General features: G+C 56.0%; 16 protein-coding genes. 3 read left to right on the top strand and 13 right to left on the bottom strand.

Annotation, left to right across the window (positions count from 1 at the left end; genetic code table 11):
- Nucleotides 1–7: 7 nt before the first annotated feature.
- The 13 genes from ACQY5R_RS07035 to ACQY5R_RS06975 form a co-directional block, all read right to left on the bottom strand.
- On the bottom strand, nt 8–1,231 hold the full coding sequence (locus ACQY5R_RS07035; protein ID WP_428606249.1) for a type II secretion system F family protein: 1,224 nt from the start codon (nt 1,229–1,231) through the stop codon (nt 8–10).
- Between the two features lie 34 nt (nt 1,232–1,265).
- Entirely contained in the window at nt 1,266–3,011 is a 1,746-nt protein-coding gene (locus ACQY5R_RS07030) for a GspE/PulE family protein (RefSeq protein ID WP_428606246.1), read from the bottom strand.
- A gap of 4 nt (nt 3,012–3,015) precedes the next feature.
- A complete protein-coding gene (locus tag ACQY5R_RS07025; protein ID WP_428606244.1) occupies nt 3,016–4,275 on the bottom strand; it encodes a tetratricopeptide repeat protein in 1,260 nt (419 codons plus the stop codon).
- Nucleotides 4,272–5,165 carry an ExeA family protein gene (locus ACQY5R_RS07020; RefSeq protein WP_428606241.1) on the bottom strand — a complete coding sequence of 298 codons (894 nt, stop codon included), beginning with the start codon at nt 5,163–5,165 and terminating at the stop codon, nt 4,272–4,274. The genes ACQY5R_RS07025 and ACQY5R_RS07020 overlap by 4 nt, the downstream gene beginning before the upstream one ends.
- Nucleotides 5,166–5,168: 3 nt before the next feature.
- Complete coding sequence (mshL, locus tag ACQY5R_RS07015; RefSeq protein WP_428606239.1) at nt 5,169–6,920, bottom strand: pilus (MSHA type) biogenesis protein MshL; 1,752 nt, start codon at nt 6,918–6,920, stop codon at nt 5,169–5,171.
- On the bottom strand, nt 6,917–7,291 hold the full coding sequence (locus tag ACQY5R_RS07010) for a hypothetical protein (RefSeq protein ID WP_428606237.1): 375 nt from the start codon (nt 7,289–7,291) through the stop codon (nt 6,917–6,919). Before ACQY5R_RS07010 ends, mshL begins: the two co-directional genes overlap by 4 nt.
- Entirely contained in the window at nt 7,284–7,982 is a 699-nt protein-coding gene (gene gspM / locus ACQY5R_RS07005) for a type II secretion system protein GspM (protein ID WP_428606236.1), read from the bottom strand. The genes ACQY5R_RS07010 and gspM overlap by 8 nt, the downstream gene beginning before the upstream one ends.
- The gene (locus tag ACQY5R_RS07000; RefSeq protein ID WP_428606234.1) at nt 7,979–8,590 is read right to left on the bottom strand and encodes a PilN domain-containing protein; all 612 of its coding nucleotides are present in this window, start codon (nt 8,588–8,590) and stop codon (nt 7,979–7,981) included. The genes gspM and ACQY5R_RS07000 overlap by 4 nt, the downstream gene beginning before the upstream one ends.
- Before the next feature lie 2 nt (nt 8,591–8,592).
- The gene (locus ACQY5R_RS06995; protein WP_428606232.1) at nt 8,593–9,513 is read right to left on the bottom strand and encodes a hypothetical protein; all 921 of its coding nucleotides are present in this window, start codon (nt 9,511–9,513) and stop codon (nt 8,593–8,595) included.
- Nucleotides 9,514–9,633: 120 nt separating this feature from the next.
- Nucleotides 9,634–10,971: an ATP-binding protein gene (locus ACQY5R_RS06990; protein WP_428606230.1), complete on the bottom strand. Its 1,338-nt coding sequence runs from the start codon at nt 10,969–10,971 to the stop codon at nt 9,634–9,636.
- Between the two features lie 26 nt (nt 10,972–10,997).
- Nucleotides 10,998–11,681 (bottom strand): response regulator transcription factor, encoded by a 684-nt coding sequence (locus tag ACQY5R_RS06985; protein ID WP_428606228.1) that lies wholly within the window; start codon nt 11,679–11,681, stop codon nt 10,998–11,000.
- Nucleotides 11,682–11,690: 9 nt separating this feature from the next.
- Nucleotides 11,691–12,014 (bottom strand): PepSY domain-containing protein, encoded by a 324-nt coding sequence (locus ACQY5R_RS06980; RefSeq protein WP_428606226.1) that lies wholly within the window; start codon nt 12,012–12,014, stop codon nt 11,691–11,693.
- Nucleotides 12,015–12,050: 36 nt separating this feature from the next.
- Nucleotides 12,051–12,587: a glycine zipper 2TM domain-containing protein gene (locus tag ACQY5R_RS06975; protein ID WP_428606224.1), complete on the bottom strand. Its 537-nt coding sequence runs from the start codon at nt 12,585–12,587 to the stop codon at nt 12,051–12,053.
- Nucleotides 12,588–12,744: 157 nt separating this feature from the next.
- Between ACQY5R_RS06975 and ACQY5R_RS06970 the strand changes: the two genes are divergently transcribed.
- From ACQY5R_RS06970 to ACQY5R_RS06960, 3 genes are read left to right on the top strand one after another with little or no spacing between them, the layout of a single operon-like run.
- Entirely contained in the window at nt 12,745–13,170 is a 426-nt protein-coding gene (locus tag ACQY5R_RS06970; RefSeq protein WP_428606222.1) for a MarR family winged helix-turn-helix transcriptional regulator, read from the top strand.
- Nucleotides 13,167–14,225 carry an efflux RND transporter periplasmic adaptor subunit gene (locus ACQY5R_RS06965; protein WP_428606219.1) on the top strand — a complete coding sequence of 353 codons (1,059 nt, stop codon included), beginning with the start codon at nt 13,167–13,169 and terminating at the stop codon, nt 14,223–14,225. Before ACQY5R_RS06970 ends, ACQY5R_RS06965 begins: the two co-directional genes overlap by 4 nt.
- Nucleotides 14,226–14,228: 3 nt before the next feature.
- Entirely contained in the window at nt 14,229–17,360 is a 3,132-nt protein-coding gene (locus ACQY5R_RS06960; protein WP_428606216.1) for an efflux RND transporter permease subunit, read from the top strand.
- Nucleotides 17,361–17,492 lie beyond the last annotated feature (132 nt).

The raw sequence follows: 17,492 nt of genomic DNA, 5'->3' as shown, positions 1-17,492 counted from the left end.
ACAGCTCCTAGCGTTTGTGTACCGCCGAGGAGAGATCCCACATCGGCAGGAAGACCCCCAATGCCAGGATCAAGACCATGACGCCGATGATGACAATGATTACCGGCTCGATGGCATCCGAGAGTCGGGCCAGATCGTATTTCACTTCCCGCTCGTAATGTTCTGCGGTCTCCAGCAATAGATCGTCAACCGCTCCGGACTCTTCGCCGATGGCGATCATCTGCAACACCATGGGGGTAAACATACCGGTGGCGGCGGCAGTTCGGGCGATACTGTCGCCACTCTCGATGCCATCGCGCATGCTCAGAATACGCTCGCTGATAAAGGCGTTATTCACCACGCCGGAGATCACTGACAACGCCTGCACCAGCGGTACGCCGGAGCGCATCGCCAACGCCAGCGAACGACAAAAACGGCCGAGTATCGCCTTTTTGAGAATATGTCCGATCAACGGGGTTCGTAAAATCGTTCGTGACCAGACATAGCCGCCCTCTTCGGTGCGTATCCAGAAGCTCAACGCCAACAACGACCCGGTGATACCTGCCAGTAGATAGGGCCACCAGTTCAGGGTGAACTGAGAAACCCCAAGGAGGATGCGCGTGGCCAGCGGCAGTTCAGCATCGAAACGGGCAAAGGCGTCGGCGAAAGCGGGAATCACCCAGATATTGATAATCACCACCGCCAGGACAATCGCCAGCAACACCGTCAGGGGGTAGCGAGTGGCCGTTTTGATGCGATTGCGGGTCTCCTTTTCCAACTCCAGATAACCGGCCAATTGCAGGAAGGTGTCATCCAGTCGACCGGTACTTTCACCCACTTTGATCATACTGATAAACAGCGGCGAAAAGATGGCCGGATATCGGGCCAATGCCATATGCAATTCACGTCCCGATTGGATATCCTCAACGATACCTTTCAAAGCTACCGCCAGCGTTGGGTTACGAGTCGTTTCGATAAGGCTGGCCAAGCCACGCAAGATCGGTACACCGGCTTTTTGCAGGGTGTAGAGTTGGCGGCAGAGCAGCACCAGTTCATCCAGTTTGACTTCGGGACTGAACCAGCTCAGCTTGATCTCCTTGCTGATCCCGCGCCGTTCAACCGGAGTGATATCGATGGGAGTGAGATTGGAACGAAACAGTTGTTCGGCAATCGCCTCCGGGGTTTCCCCCTCCAGAGTGCCGGTCATCGCTTCGCCGCGACGGTTACGCGCCTTGTATTGATATGCCCGCATTAGCTTTTATGTACCTGGATGTGCGAATTCATACTCAATCCGCTACGTCCACATCGCCCGAAATCCGAATCGCTTCGCTCAACGACGTCACCCCCTGAGAAGCAAAACGCAATACCGCTTGCCAAAGCGGTTCGAACTGTTTGCTGTTGAGCGCGACACGACTAAAAGCTTCGTGGTCGTCGCGGCGCAACGCCGAGGCCATTTCACCGTTCAGCTCCAACAGTTCATAGACTCCGATGCGCCCCTTATATCCCGTGTTGCCACAGCGATTACAGCCGCGACCGATACGCAGGCCACTGAGATCATGTGTGTGTGATACCCCGTCCAGCCAAGCCTGTTCGATCGGATTGGGTTCATAGGGAACGGCACAGTGGCTACAGATACGCCTGACCAGGCGCTGCGCCACAATGGCCAGCAACGAAGAGGCCATCAGGTATCCGGGCGCTCCCATATCCAGCAGTCGGCTGACGGTAGCAATCGCACTGTTGGTGTGCACAGTTGAGAGCACGAAGTGGCCGGTAATCGCCGCGCGCAAGCCGATCTGTGCCGTCTCCAGGTCCCGCATCTCACCCACCAACAGGATATCCGGATCCTGACGCATGGCGGTGCGCAGCACCCGTGCGAAACTTAACCCGATCTGATCGTGAACCTGAACCTGATTGATACGCGGCAAACGGTATTCAACCGGGTCTTCCACAGTGATGACTTTCTTTTCAGCGGTATTGAGCTCATTCAAGGCGGAATAGAGCGTGGTGGTTTTGCCACTGCCGGTAGGGCCGGTAACCAGTACCATGCCATGCGGCTTTTGGATCAGCATCCGCAGGCGTTGCAGCATTTCTGCTTCGAAACCCAGATCATCCAGGCTGAGGATACCCGAACTCTGATCCAGCAATCGCATCACCACCGCCTCGCCATGCTGCACCGGCATAGTGGAGAGACGGACATCGATGGAGCGCCGTTTCACTTTAATCTGGAAACGGCCATCCTGGGGCAGACGTTTTTCCGAGATATCCAAACTGGCCAGCAACTTCAAACGCTGCACCAACGCCGGGGCGATACGCCGTTCATTCATCACCTGTTCGTGTAGCACGCCGTCGATCCGCTGACGTATACGCAGCACATCCTCATCCGGTTCGATATGGATATCGGAAGCCTTGGCTTGCAGCGCATCTTCAAACAGCGTCTGCAGCAGGCGAATTACCGGGGCATCCCCCGCTTCGACTGTTTGCATCAACTGACCGAGATCGAAATCTCCCTGGGTCAAATCTTCATGTAGCTCGCCCGCCAGAGAGGTCAATTCTTCGGAGCGCCGGTACATGCGATCCAGCGCCTCCAGCAGATCACTCTCCCGAACAACCGCCTGACGCACCCGCTTCTTCAGCACATGGCCCAGTTCATCATAGGCAAACAGGTCTGTGGGATCGGCCATGCCCACCAGTACATCCTTGTCACGCACCTCGAGCACAATCACCCGGTAGCGTCGTGCCAGGGTTTCTTGAATCTGCTTAACCATTTCCGGCTGCAACGGATAAGAGGTGAGATCGATATAGGGGATCTGCAATTGCTGAGAGAGGAAATCGAGCAATCGTTGTTCATCGATAAAGCCCAGTTCGATGAGGGTATAGCCAAGTTTGTGACCCGAACGTTTTTGCTCCGCCAAGGCAGCCTGCAACTGACCTTCCGAGATCACCTTGTTTTCAACCAGCAGATCACCAATACGGATCCGTTTGCGACTGCGCGTTACCTCTGTCGGATTGGCGGTTGTCAGTTCTTCACTCATGCTGTTATCGCTCCACCGATAATACCGAGACCCGTTGCCGGGCATACTCATTCACTTCCGACGGAAGGCTGTCGGCAGCCAACGCCTCGCGGTAGCGGCTCAACGCCTCGCTATAGGCTCCCGTGGCATCCAGCGAGATTGCCAGCCCGGCAAGGGCCCGGGCGTTGCCCGGCTGTTGCACAACAATCTGCCGATACAGGGCGGCCGCTTCGCCAAATTGACGTGTCTGCTGATAGGCCGAGGCCAGCAGCGACAGTAATTCATTGTCATCACCGCTGGCCGCGCGTTGCCGCTCAAGCAGCCGGACAGCAGTCGAATAATCCTCTCTCTCCAGCGCCAACCGGCCACGCAAGATAACCAGGGGAACAGCATCGGGAACCAGCCTCAAACCCTCATCCAGCAGGAGAGCAGCCTCGCTCTGTTCACCCTTATTGAGCAACAGCATGGCCAGCAGCCGTCGGGCCTCGATGTGCGAGCGATCCAGTGTCAGGGTATGACGTAACGACGCTTCGGCCTCCTGCAGTTGTCCTTCATTCAACTGCATCAGTGCCGTCCGATAAACCGTGTCCGCTGAATCACGCACCGCCTCGGGTGTCACCTTGGTCACTTGAACCACATTAGTCGGCACGGCGTTCCCGGAGATTGATGGCCCGGCATTCGGTTTAACCTGCGGGCGGAGTTCGCTGGCTGCAGTCCGCTCAGACAGGGTGTTGTCCGGCGCCATCGGTTGCGGTGGCATCGGCAGATTGACCGGGCTTGTCGGTTTCGGCAAGCGGGTCTCAGACGGTCCTGCCGGCAACGTTTTATGTGGTGGACTGACCGGTTCGACCGAGACTACAGGCATCGCTATATCAGACTCAACAACATGCGGCTGTTTCTCAGTCACCTCGACTGAGGCGACCACCGGCTCCGTTTTACCCGGCGACGGCTGCAGCACTGCCTCCACCTGTGGCGAGCCTTGCGCAACCGACACGACGGATTCCGCAACGGGGATTTCACGGCTAGCACTAGCCCTTACAATAGGCACGCTATCCGGCACGGCAGAGACATCCGTAACCACCGATGCCGATGGCTCAAGTGGCCACTGGAAATAGCCCACGACAGCCACTGCCGCCAGGACTGGCAGTAGTAGCCAAATCAACCGACGCCTTCCACCGTCTGTAGAGTGAGATAAAGGGACCGGTTCGGGTGTAATGATCGGCCGCGCCTGCCCGTTCGCATCCCGCTTATCCAGGTCACGCAGCATTTGATTGATCAGGCTCACCCCCTACTCCGCACAGCCACCACCGCTTGACGCCTGAATAGCGATTGATAGAGGCGTGCTACCCCCCGCTGCCGATAAGCGGCCCCCTCGGTATCATCGATCGCCCTTCTGACATGGCCCTTTTCCACCTTCGATTTACCCTCGCCGTAGGCGGCCAACATCGATTTATGCGCCAGAATATTGATCAGCCGGGGAATACCCCGGCTTCCCTTACAGAGCCAGTCCAGTGCTTTGTCCTTAAACAGGGCATCACCCTGATGCCCCGCTACCCGGGTGCGATGCTGAACATAGCCACGGCACCCTTCGGTATTCAATGGATGAATGGCGTAGGTAAAGGTTATGCGCTGTTTCAGTTGACGTATGGAAGGTCTCTCCAGATGGTCATCCAGTTCCGGTTGACCAAACAGCACCACCTGCAGCAGCTTGCTCTTCTCCGTTTCCAGATTGGTCAGCAGCCGTATCGCTTCCAGTGTCTCTTCCGGCAGCGCCTGGGCTTCATCCAGTAGCAGGATCACTTGCCGTCCCTCGGCCTTCAACGTCATCAGTCGCTTATTGATCCGCTGCAGGGCGCGATGGCTGCCGATATTCATCGGATAGTCCACGCCCAGCTCCTCCGCCAGTGAGTGGCGAAGTGCCGACGGCGTCAGGTAAGGGTTGGGTATGTAGGCGGTGACCATGCCCTCATCGGCAAGGGTATTGAGTAACTTGCGGCAGATCAGGGTTTTTCCCGTGCCGACTTCACCGGTGATCTTGATGAAGCCTTCGCCCATCCGCAGTGCCACCAGCAGGACGTTCAACGCCTCCTGGTGGTCGGCATAAGAGAAGAAATACTCCGTATCCGGCGTCAGACTAAAGGGGAGTGCTTTGAGTCCAAAGTGTGCTTCGTACATGAGTCACTCAGTCTTTTCACCGAGATTGCCAAATACCTCCGGTTGACTACCATAGTGGAAACCGCGATCCAGCCGTTGGAACCGGTTGGCGGCATCGGACACCCTGGCGCGCCAGGTCTCGGCACTCTCCACCACGGTGGGCCGTAACACGATGACCAGTTCACTCTTCTTCGCCGCCTGTCGGGTATGCCTGAACAGCTGTCCCAAAAAAGGCAGATCACCCAGCACAGGCGTAGAGGCCACCTCCTCACCGCGGGTATCCTGCATCAGGCCACCGATCACCACCAGCTGACCACTCTGGGCATACACCAAACTGTCCGATTCGCGCACGGTACTCTTGGCCAGCGGCAGGTTCTGAGTCTCATTGCCGACCTGAATCACCTTCTGTTGATCGGTAACTTGACTGACCGAAGGATGGATATGCAGCGTGACCCTACCCTGCCGGTCGATCTGTGGCGTCACATCCAGGGCGATACCGGAAAAGAACGGGGTCAGGGTAATATCCGGTGTCGTAGTCGTCGAGGTACCGGTGGTAGTGGTGCTGGAGACATCCGTGACAAAGAACTCATCGCTGCCCACCTTGATGACGGCCTTCTGGTTATTCAGGGTCGCTATCCGGGGGCTGGAGAGAACCTGCACATTGCCTTGTGACTCCAGCAGCTCGATAAAGGCCATAAAACTGCCGGTATTCAACGCGGCACCAAACAGGCCACCAAAAGCGGAAAAACTGGTGAAACTGACCGGTGATGCTTCCGTAGGCGACGTGATACCGCCGGAAAGCAGGGTAACCTTTTCATCGCCGGGATTGGTGAACAGCGACGAACCGCCGGTCTGACCAATACTGAAACTGTTACCGTCAACCTTCATCATCTTGGCCCAGTTAATGCCGGCCTGGTAGCCGTCACTCAGTTCCACCTCAATCACCTTGGCTTCCAGAACCACCTGGCGATGCATCGCTTCATTGGTTGTCTGCAGGTAGGCTTCCACCTCACGCAATTCATGGGGCATGGCGCGTACTACGACGATGCCAGACTGGGGCGACACCACCACCGACCGGTCGGCTCCCGTACCCACGATGGATTGAATGGCGCCGGACAACTCGGTCCAGAAGTCCGCCTCCGAAGTGGTATTGATTTCGCTGCCCGAGGTCACACCACTGGCTGTCGAGTCGCTACCGGAATCTTCACTGTCACTGCTGCCGGATGAGGTAACCTGTCCCGAACTGACCCGGGTTTGCGAACTGCCGCTACGCTTTAGGTTGAGATAGTTGACCTGAAAAATGCGTGACTGCAGCCTGGCCGGCAACACCTGAAAGCCGCTACGAACCCGTTGAAACTCGTAACCGTATACATCCCGAAGTATCTCCATCACCTCCGGTATGGTGACCTGTTTGAGGCTGAGCGACAGGTTCCCTTCAACCTGTGGATGGACCACCATGTTATAGGGTGTACCCTCCACCAGCCCCATCAGAAAAGCGCGTACCGGCACTTCACTGACATTGACGTCAAAGCGTGCCTCTTGGGCACGTTTGCCGGCCTTGGGAAGCGACATATCCACCGGCGGTAGCAGCGCCGCCGTAACCGCTGGAGGCGGTATCGGCGCGGGTTTCGCCTTGGTTACCGGGGCGGTTTTCAGATCTTGCTGAATTTTGCCCATGGTGCCGCCATCTTGCGGAGCCATGCTCTGACAGCCTACCAATAACAGTAGGGATCCGAGCAGCAAAGATGACTTGACCACACAAGGAAACAGACTCATTCTCCCCCTCCGGAAACAGCCATTGCCGGCGTTTTGACACGGATCGGCAACAGTTCGATTTTGATTATATCTCCCGCCATGTCGAGCTCGATGGCGTGCGAATGTATGGCGACCAGCCGGGCACCGTCGATCTGATCGCCAACCCGCAGGCGATGACCATTGATGACCGCGCTCTTCCCGTTCGGCCCTGAGAATATACCTGAAAGGCGTAAGGAATTCGCATCCAAAGCGGACGGGGCCGTGGTATCGGATTGCGCATGACCTGCCTGCTGGAAACCATAGGGTCGCATGGGATCACGCAGCTCCCCCCAAGTTGGCGCATGGGTAAACAGTAGCGTACCCAATACCCCATAGTGGATGAACTTATACACCTATCCACCCCTCCGACAGACTCAATGTGTGCAACTGTAATTTGACCCGGGCAGTCGGATAATCGCTGGTCACCAGCTCAATGCCGTCCCAGAAAAAACGCCCGGGCAAGCTTTCCAGCGCCTTGAGATAGTTAAGCACTGCCAGATAGCTGCCTTCAAATTCGATAGTAAAGGGATGACGGTAGATATTGTTTTCGGCTACTTTGGCCGAATCACCTTTTTTCGCCTTGTCTCCAACAGACGGCTCACCTTGGCCCATCAACGGCTCCGTTTTCAACGTACTGAGCCGCAACAACTGGAGGGATTGGTTGCTGAGCAACATACTCTCCAGCATTTGCGCCATCTCCCTGGGCTCGATCAATGCCGCCGTCGTGCCTTTGATCTGTTGCTCCATTTCGGCAACAAAACGCCTCAGCTCAGCCAGTTCCTGCTTGATCTTTACGTTAGGATCTTGCTCCGCCCGCTTCACCATCCCGGCCAATTGGCCATCAAGTTGCCGAATCTGCTCATCCAGTTGGTTAAGGTTACTTTTAAGCTGTCCCTGAAGCACCGTTTGCGGATACCAGAGCAGGTTAAACCAGACACCCGCCACCATGGCCAGTACCAGGATCAAAATCATAATCCGCTCACGGCTACTAAGCCTGTCAAAACGCTCTGGCAGTTGCAGCGCCTTTTCCAACAGAGCGTTCATGGTTCGACACTCCTGCTGGCGGTCATCAGGCTAAAATCCAGAGCCTGTGCCAGATCATCCTCGCGCACCATCTCCACCACCTGGAAACTCTTTCCCGCAAAGGCCGGTTCTTGCTGCAAATTTTTCAATAGTAGCGGTACCCATTCGGGTTGCAGCGACTTCCCTTTTAACAAGAGAAAATCGCCAGCCTGGGTGATCTCAATATGGGTAAACCAGAGTTCAGGGAAGGATTGCCTAGCCAGCCCTTCAAACACACTTGAAAAACCGGTCTGGTTGGCGGATAGCCGACTCTTCAGCATAGTTAGCACGCTCAATCCGGCTTTGCGCTTCTCTGTCAACTGCTGCCGTTCACTCTCCAGCATCTTATTGACGGTGGGTTTGGGAAGCCGTTCCGCCATCTGCGTCAAACCATCCTGTAACTTATCACGTCGAGCCTCAGCCGATTTGAACTGGTCATTCAACTGCGCGCCCTGCCAGGCTCCCAGTCCGGATAACGCCGCCATAGCCGAAACCGATAACAACACCGTTTTCAACAATGTGTTGAACGAAAACGCCGCCGGCTGTTTACGAAACAGCGGCTGATAGAGATTGATCTGCTGCTTGCGCATCCTCAATCGCTCCTTAAGGCAGCGCCGATAGCGGGTAGACTACGGTAAAGCACCGTCGGATCCACCGCATCCAGGCCGTCCAACGCTGTCGACAGGTCGAACAGTTTGACTTTCGCCGCCAGACTCTCGTCCGCCAGTACCTGCAATTGATCCTTTCTCGATTCAGGGGCAATAACAGAGATCGTCGGTACCGCGCCCAGAACAAATTGGCTTTCGTGATAATCCAGGGAACGTTGCAGCTCGAGCACCAGGGTATCGAGCTGTTCCTGCAGCCCAAAACCGCCCTGCTCCTCGAGGTCATTGCCGCTGATCTCGATCCGCCGATTGAGATAGAGCGTATCGCCCTGCACAATCTCAATCAGTCCATAGCTGGGCGGGAGATAAAGTAGCGCCTGGAAACCCTCCGGTTCACCGGTCAGCGCCAATACGTTACGCAATGCCAATTCGGTAATGTCTATGGCGTTGATGGCCAGGCCAAGCGACTCCAACTGATCGACATACTGCTGGATCATCGATTTCTTGGTGACAACCACATACATCATCCGCGGACCGCTTCTGCGCTGGGAGACCGGTAGATCGAAGATATCCAGAACCGCATCGTCGATGTGATAATCCAGCAGATCCTTGATCCGCCAGCGGATAGCACTTTTCAACTCTTCGTGCTCGACTTCCGGGGCTTCCAACTGGAACAGCGAGTAGCTGTTCGGTGGCAGCACGGCCACCACCGGGACACCCCGTAGTCCTTGCGCTTTGATCGCCTGGTTCAGCTCAACCGGGATTTCGCCGTCGAAGGCATAGAACTGGCAACTCGCAAGACGACGTTTGTCGCCTGCCTGATCGATGGTAACCAGGGAGAGGCCATCGGCATGAAAGCCCATCCCTACCTGGAGCGTTGTTTTCGCTCTCTTCTTGCTCAATAACATCGAATTCTCGACCCCATTCGTGACACAGACAGGCCCTGAACTGTCCCGCAGTGCGTACAATCCGATATAACGGCTGAAATATCAATGGGTTTAGCGTTTTTTTTACTATTTTAGATCAACTTAGTGTTCCAACGGCTGACCGGGCATCCTCAACCTGATCACGGCACCGCCCCAATCGCTCTCCCCAATCTCCAACTCCCCACCATAGAGTCGCACAATCTCGCTGGCAACGGAAAGCCCTATCCCCTGCCCGGGCAACTGCTGATCCCCACGCTCACCCCGCCGTAGCACACGCTCTCTGACAGATGCCGGAATCCCGGGACCATCATCCGCAACGCAGAGACAGATCGCCGCAGTCTCTCCCCCATTCGCATCGTGATCCAGCGAGACAGTCACGCGATTGCGGGCATATTTGAAGGCATTTTCCAGGATATTGCCCAGGCACTCCATCAAATCTCCCGACTCACCGGGGAAAAGCGTACCGGCCGTCACCTCACAACGACACTGGATCGCTTTATCCTGGTAAACCTTCTGCAGGGTTTTGATCAAACGATCCAGGATGGGACGCAGCGCAGTCGCCTGCGCGAGTCCCGCCCCGCGGCCGGCGGCCGCCGCCGATTTCAGCTGGTACTGAACAATGTCATTCATGCGCGCCACCTGTTCCGACACAGCCTCGCGCAGCAGTGCCGTATCCTCACCCTCGGCGGCCCCCTGCAGTACCGCCAGCGGTGTTTTCAAGCTGTGGGCCAAGTCACCCAGGCTGTTTCGGTAGCGATCCCGACTGGCGGCACTATGCCGAATCATGGAGTTGATGCCGTCGGTCAGGCGACGCAGCTCCCGTGGATAATCCCCCTCCAGCCGCCCCCGTTCACCGGTCTCGATCATTCGCAGATCGGCCGCCACCTGGCGTAATGGCTTCAACCCCCAACGCAACACGGCTCCCTGTACCAGCAGCAAAATCAGCGCCGCGCCGCCCAGCCAGATCAGTATTGATTTCCTGAAGGCGGCAACCCGGGCTTGCAACGGTGCGGCATTCTCCGCCACCACGAACAGGTAAGCCAACTCCGCACCGCTATCATCCTCCCAAAGCAGTGCGTAACTGAGGAGATAGAGCGGTTCACTGGAGGGGAGGTAACGGAATTGAGGTTGACCGGGAGGGATACCATTCGGCATCGGAAGCTGCCGGCCGACAGCGGACGGTGAGTGCCAGTGATAGCCACCCTTTTCTCCGCTGACTTGAGCAAGCAGTCCGGATGCGGGGTTGGAAAAACGGGGATCGGGCAAGGATTGGGGCAGGCGCATTCGCCCCTGGCTGTCGGCATCGGCGGCACCAAGCAGGGCATACACTTGGCCCATCAGTTGGGTCTGCATGGCATTTTCAGCACTGTCCCGATAGGCGTCGTCCAACGCCAAGGCACCGAGCCCCAGAAAGGCGGCCAGCACCACCGACGCGGCCAATAACAGTCTGCTATGGATAGACCGCATTAGCCGGCGGGAAGCTTCTGGGCAAAACGATACCCCCGACCGCGCAACGTTTCTATCGGCTGCAGTTGGCCTTCCGGATCAAACTTCTTCCTCAACCGGCGTATGAAGACCTCCAGCACATTGGAGTCCCGGTCAAAATCCTGATCGTAAATATGCTCCGTCAACTCACTCTTTGACACTACCTTCCCCGCATGCAGCATCAGGTACTCCAGTACCTTGTATTCATAAGCCGTCAGGGACACTTCCTGCCCATTCAGGGTGGCGATTTGCTGCATAGTATTCAGCGCAATCGGTCCCCATTCGATCTGCGGCGAGGCAAAACCGGCCGAGCGCCTCAACAGGGCATTGAGTCGTGCCAGCAACTCCGCCATGTTAAACGGCTTGACCAAATAGTCGTCCGCTCCCACCTCTAGCCCCTCTACCTTGTCCTGCCAATTATCGCGCGCGGTCAGGATCAGGATCGGGAAGGCAATCTGCTGTTGCCGCAGGCTACGTATCAACTCGATACCGGACAACTTCGGCAGTCCCAGGTCGATAATCGCCAGATCAAAGGGAAATTCCAATCCAAAATAGCGCCCCTCTTCACCGTCCGCAGCGACCTCTACCGCATATCCCTCAGTATTCAGACGCTGATGCAACTGGTTTCTCAGACCGGGTTCATCTTCCACGACCAACACGCGCATAGTGACTCCTCAGCGCCGATTGTGACCGGGCGAAACATCCTCCCCGGAACCCGCATCCACCCGATAGCGCTTTACCGTTCCGCGATCGGTAATAATCCTCACATGGTGTTCCCGGTTACCCTGGTTATTCAAGGTTTCGGCATGCAGGACGCGACCACCTGTCTGCTTGCGGATCCGTTCCACGGTCGTATCCAGGTCCACGCCACCGCGACCCTTCTGACTGTCGGCCCTGACACCGGTATGGTTGTATTGCTGAACCATCACGGGCAGACAGAACAGCAGACAGCTCCACAATACACCTGCCAACAATCGGCGCCGACTTACTAAAACCATACGAGCCTCCCTTGGGAGCGGTTAATCTTCCGACTTTCAGTCATACTCCCGAAAGTCATACCCTTCGGCAGGCACCACGGATACCCGTACATTGATAAACCTTCCCGGTTCCCGGTCCGTACGCGTGTGGAATACCTGGCCCTGATATTTATATTTTACATCATAACCCACCAGCTCCTCATGCTCTCGGTAGTGATCCACCAGTTCGCAACGGCGTTCGCTGGTTACATAGCCGCGAGTCGGCCGCTTACCGAGATCGTTACCTACTGACGCGCCCAATATGGCCCCCGCCACCGTCATGGCATCCTTGCCCTTACCCTTTCCAAACTGATTGCCTACGACACCACCAACGATGGCTCCGGCAATGGTTGGGGTATAGGATTCACTGCGTGATCCGCCACGGTGACGCACCTGCTCATTCCAGCAGCGCTCTTCCGGTTGATTCACACGCACCGTCTCATAGAGAGGCTGGCTGCTTAGCACCCGTGCTTTATCGTGAAAGTCATTGTCCGCCAGCCCAAGGCCGGGTACCGCCAGTATGCTCATAGCCAGTATTAGAGTTTGCTTTTTCATGATGGCTTCCTTTTTTCGCTTGTGGTGAGAGCCCATTCCCTCACCGTTGATGTCAGTCTAAGCACCCCATCCTGAACCAAACCTGAACACAAAATTCGGTTGACATTGGTCCATACCGGCAATAAGTTGTCACAACAACTAAAGCCGATTTTATCTTATGCCATATACCCTTAGAGACGGTCCGGGATTTCAGTTATTACGGACAGCCGCACTATTCAAGCACGCCTTTGCCAAGGCGCTGCGTCCCTATGACATCACCCCGGTTCAATTTGCCCTACTGGGTTTACTCTGGGAACGCGACGGCCTGAATCAACATGAAATCGCCACGTTACTGGGCAAGGATCGACCCAACATCACGCGCATCCTGGAAAAACTGGAGCTTAAAGGGATGGTAGTGAGGGAGCGAGATCCCGAAGACCGTCGTTCCACACGGGTCTTTCTCTCCCCATTGGCCCTGCAGCAACGCCGCGAGCTGGAATCGGTGGCGCTGGATTTTCGCGCCCATGCATTGGAAGGCCTGGCTGAATCCGAACGAACAATATTGCAGCAACTGTTGTTACGCTTGATGGAAAACTTGCGATGAAACTGACCCAACCATTTCTGTACCTGCTGTCGTTTGTAGCTAGCCAGACCGCTCTGGCCGCCGATCTGCCGCCATCACGTGTGGTGGTCACAACGGTTCAGGAACAGGAGATCGCCACTACCAGCGCACACACCGGAGTCGTCGACTTCGATCGCATTTCCGCCGTATCGGGAGAAGTATCCGGACAGGTGATTCATCAGTATGCCGTCGAGGGGACATTGATCAAGGCCGGAGAGCCGCTGATTGAGCTCAACACCGACCTGATACTGAAAGACATGGACATCAAGCAGAAGCAGCGTGCTCAAGTCTCTGCCGACATAGAAAAGTTGAACCGGACCTTGAAACGGCTGGAGAGCCTGTTGGCGACGAATTCCGCCAGCCGACAAGCCTATGAAGACGCGCTCTATGACCACCGGTCACTACAGAAAAAGCGCGAAACGCTGGATGAAGAGATGGAGCGGCTCAAACTACAGCTGAATAAGAGTACGGTACGCGCCCCATTCGACGGTGTAGTCCTGGAAAAGCTGAAAGAGAGCGGTGAATGGATCGATCCCGGTGTTCCGGTCTGTCGGATTGCCTCGACCCAGGATCTGCTGGTCCGGGTGGCCGTCTCCGAGAATCTGGCCCGTTACCAGCAACCCGGGGCCACCGTGCCGGTAACCATTCCGGCTATGAATCTGCAATTGGAAGGAAAAATACGCGGCCTGGTTCCGGTGGCAAACCTGCGCAGTAAAAGCGTTACGCTCAAGATCGGCATACCCTATCGCACGGGAATGATCCAGAACATGACCGCCAGTGTCGACATAGCCACCAGCCAGAGACAGCGTTTGCTGATGGTCCCACGGGATGCCCTGGTCAATTTCAAGGGCAAGGACTTTGTCTACAGCATTCAGGATGGCAAGGCAAAACTGATGCCGATCGATATCGTCACACGTACCGGTAATCTTCTGGGCGTAACCCGTTCTCCCTTGGCGGCGGGTATGCAGGTGGTGGTGGATGGCAATGACCGGCTGCGGCCGGACCAGTCGGTGCAGATTGTGAGTAACAATAGGTAAGTTATGGACATCGTCAAACACTCGATCGACCAGCCGGTATCGACCTTTGCCGTCGTCATCCTGGTGATACTTTTCGGCCTGATCGGACTCGACCGGCTCCCCGTACAACTCACCCCCGACGTGGAAGCGCCGAAGATCAGCGTTCGCACCACCTGGCCGGGAGCCAGCCCCTATGAAATAGAAAAAGAGATTATCGAGGAACAGGAAGAGGTACTGAAGAGCGTGCCGGGCCTGGCCGTGATGGAGAGCTCCAGTTTTAATGACTATGGGACTATCAGCCTCACATTCAAGGTCGGCACCGAGCTGAACGACGCCATGGTGCAGGTTTCAAACAAACTCAATGAGGTGACGGACTATCCGGAAAATGCGCAAAAGCCGGTCGCCAGCACCTCCAGTGAAGAGAATTCACCGGTTATCTGGATGATGCTGAAAACCAAGTCCGGCGATCCGACCCTGATCACCACTTACCGCACTTTTTTCAATAACGAGGTCAGGCACTTGCTGGAGCGCGTCCCGGGCGTGGGCTCTCTGTTCATTTTTGGCGGCAGTGACAAACGACTGGAAATCACCGTTGATCCACAGCGTCTGGCGACGCATCAAATCACCCTGGGACAGGTGATCAATCGCATCCAGTCCGCCAACAGTGACACCTCCGCTGGCGTACTCGGCCTGTCCAAACGTAACTACCGGATCCGCACCACCAGTCAGTTCCAGACCCCTGATGAAGTGGGCGAGACACTGCTGTTGGATGACGGACTCAACCGCCTCTATCTCAAGGATGTCGCCAGCGCCGGTTTCGGCTATTCCGCCAACCCACCGGCCGTTTTGCACAATGGTCAGGCGATGATCGTGGTGGGTATCAGGAAAGAAGCCGGCGCCAATGTTTTAGCCTTGACCAACCAGATGCGGCAGGTGGTTGAACAGTTGAACGAGACCCTGCTGGCCGAAAACAATCTCTATTTCGACTGGGTATACGATCAGACGCCCTACATCAATACCGCCATCGATACCGTCAAAATAAACCTCATGATCGGCGGTGCACTGGCCATTATCGTGCTGCTGCTGTTCCTGCGCTCCGTCAGCTCCACGCTGACCGTCGCCATCGCCATCCCCATCTCAGTAATGGGGACCTTCTTCTTCATGTATCTGTTCGACCGCAACATCAATGTGATGAGTCTGGCCGGCATCACCTTTGCCGTAGGGATGTTGGTGGATAATTCAATTGTGGTGCTGGAAAATATTGACCGTCATCGCCGTATGGGCAAAAGCCCTTTTGCCGCCTCCTATGACGGCACCCGTGAAGTATGGGGGGCGGTACTCGCCTCCACCCTGACGACGGTTGCGGTTTTCCTTCCGGTACTTTTCATTGAGGAAGAGGCTGGCCAACTGTTTCGGGACATCGCGATCGCCATCACCGCCTCGATCACCATCAGCCTGTTTGTCTCTATCTCAGTCATACCGGCGGTAACCAATAAACTGTATGGATTGGCCAAGCGGCCCGTTGCCGAACGTTATGCCACGACCGACAATGGCAATCTGTTTGTCCGCACGGTGATGTATTTCTCCCGCTTCACGCTGAAGAACAGCTTTACGCGGCTGTTGACCGTCGGTTTTTTCACCAGCGTATCCATCGTGGCGGTGATCTATCTCACTCCCAAAGCGGAATACCTGCCGCAGGGCAATCGCAATCTAATTCTCAACATACTGGTGCCGCCGCCGGGATATTCGGAACAGAAGCGACACGAGATAGGCGAATATATCCACAATCAGCTATCGCCCTATCTGAACGAAGACTGGAAGGATGGTATCCCCCAGATCAGTAATATTTTCTATGTCGCATCGGACGCCGTTACCCTGTTCGGCGGCACCAGTGCCCACGTCGACGAGGCGCGCCTGATGATGCCGCTGTTCACCCGGGTGATGAATGCCATCCCCGGCATGTTTGGCGTCAGTATCCAACGCGGTATTTTCGAGTCCGGTATCGGCGAGGGAAGAACCGTGGACGTCAATGTATCCGGCGTCGACAGCGACCAGATTGTGGCCGCATCGCGCGCCCTGTTTGGCGCCATCAAACAAGCCATCCCCCAGGCCCAGGTGCGTCCGGTACCGTCGCTGGAGATCAGTTATCCGGAAGCCAATCTGATACCCGATCGTTCCCGTGTGCTCGCCAACGGGCTCACTGAACAGGAGCTGGGGATCTATGTGGACATATTGATGGATGGCCGGAAGATCGGCGAATACAAACCCGACGGCAAAAAAGTGATGGACTTGGTGATCAAGAGCGACGACGCCGTTGAGTCGACCCCCGAAGACCTGTTGGAGAAGACTATCGCCAATCGCTACGGGGAGCTGGTCAGGGTCGGCGACCTGGCACACCTTACCTATGGTCAGGGGATGACCCAAATCAACCACCTGGAGCGTAAACGAAACATCCGGCTGCAGGTAACACCGCCGGACGACATGCCGTTGCAGGCGGCAATGGAGACCATTTCCGACCAGCTAGTTCCCAACTTGGAAAAGGGCCAAAAACTGACGGGGGTCAAAGTGGCTGTCGGCGGCAACGCCGATAAGCTGACCGAGACACGGATCGCCCTGCAGTGGAATCTGCTGATGGCAGTGGTGATCACTTATCTACTCATGTCGGCACTGTTTGGCCACTATCTCTATCCGTTGATCATTTTGCTCTCGGTACCACTGGCGGCGGCTGGAGGGTTTATCGGATTGAGGCTGGTCGATCTGTTTATCGCCCCGCAGCCGTTCGACATCCTGGTGATGCTTGGTTTTATCATCCTGGTTGGCACGGTGGTGAATAATGCCATCCTGATCGTGCACCAAACGCTCAACAATGTGCGCTATGAGGGAATCCAGGGAGTGGAAGCCATCACCAATGCGGTCCGGACCCGTATCAGACCCATCTTCATGAGTACCACAACCAGTCTGTTTGGTCTCTTGCCACTGGTTATCGCCCAAGGCTCGGGCACGGAGCTGTACCGTGGCCTGGGAGCCGTCATCTTGGGCGGGCTGGCTCTCTCCACCCTCTTGACACTCTTTGTGGTACCGGCACTCCTGGCCTTTTTTATCCGCCTGGCGAAAGCGGATGGGCAGGCACAACCCGCACTCTCACCTATCGGTTAACGCAACGAGACTTCCCTTATATTCCTAACCGGGCAGATATCTGTCTTGGCTCGGCACTACACGCTTACAGGCACTATATTTACCAAAGGATTCCAGCAATTTCTGGTCTATAGCTTGCCAGAAAAACGGAAT

Source organism: Sedimenticola sp. (assembly GCF_050289425.1).
In the GTDB taxonomy this organism is placed as follows: domain Bacteria; phylum Pseudomonadota; class Gammaproteobacteria; order Chromatiales; family Chromatiaceae; genus Sedimenticola.
Note: the sequence above shows the minus strand (reverse complement) of the source record. Positions and strands in the feature narration are given on the sequence as shown.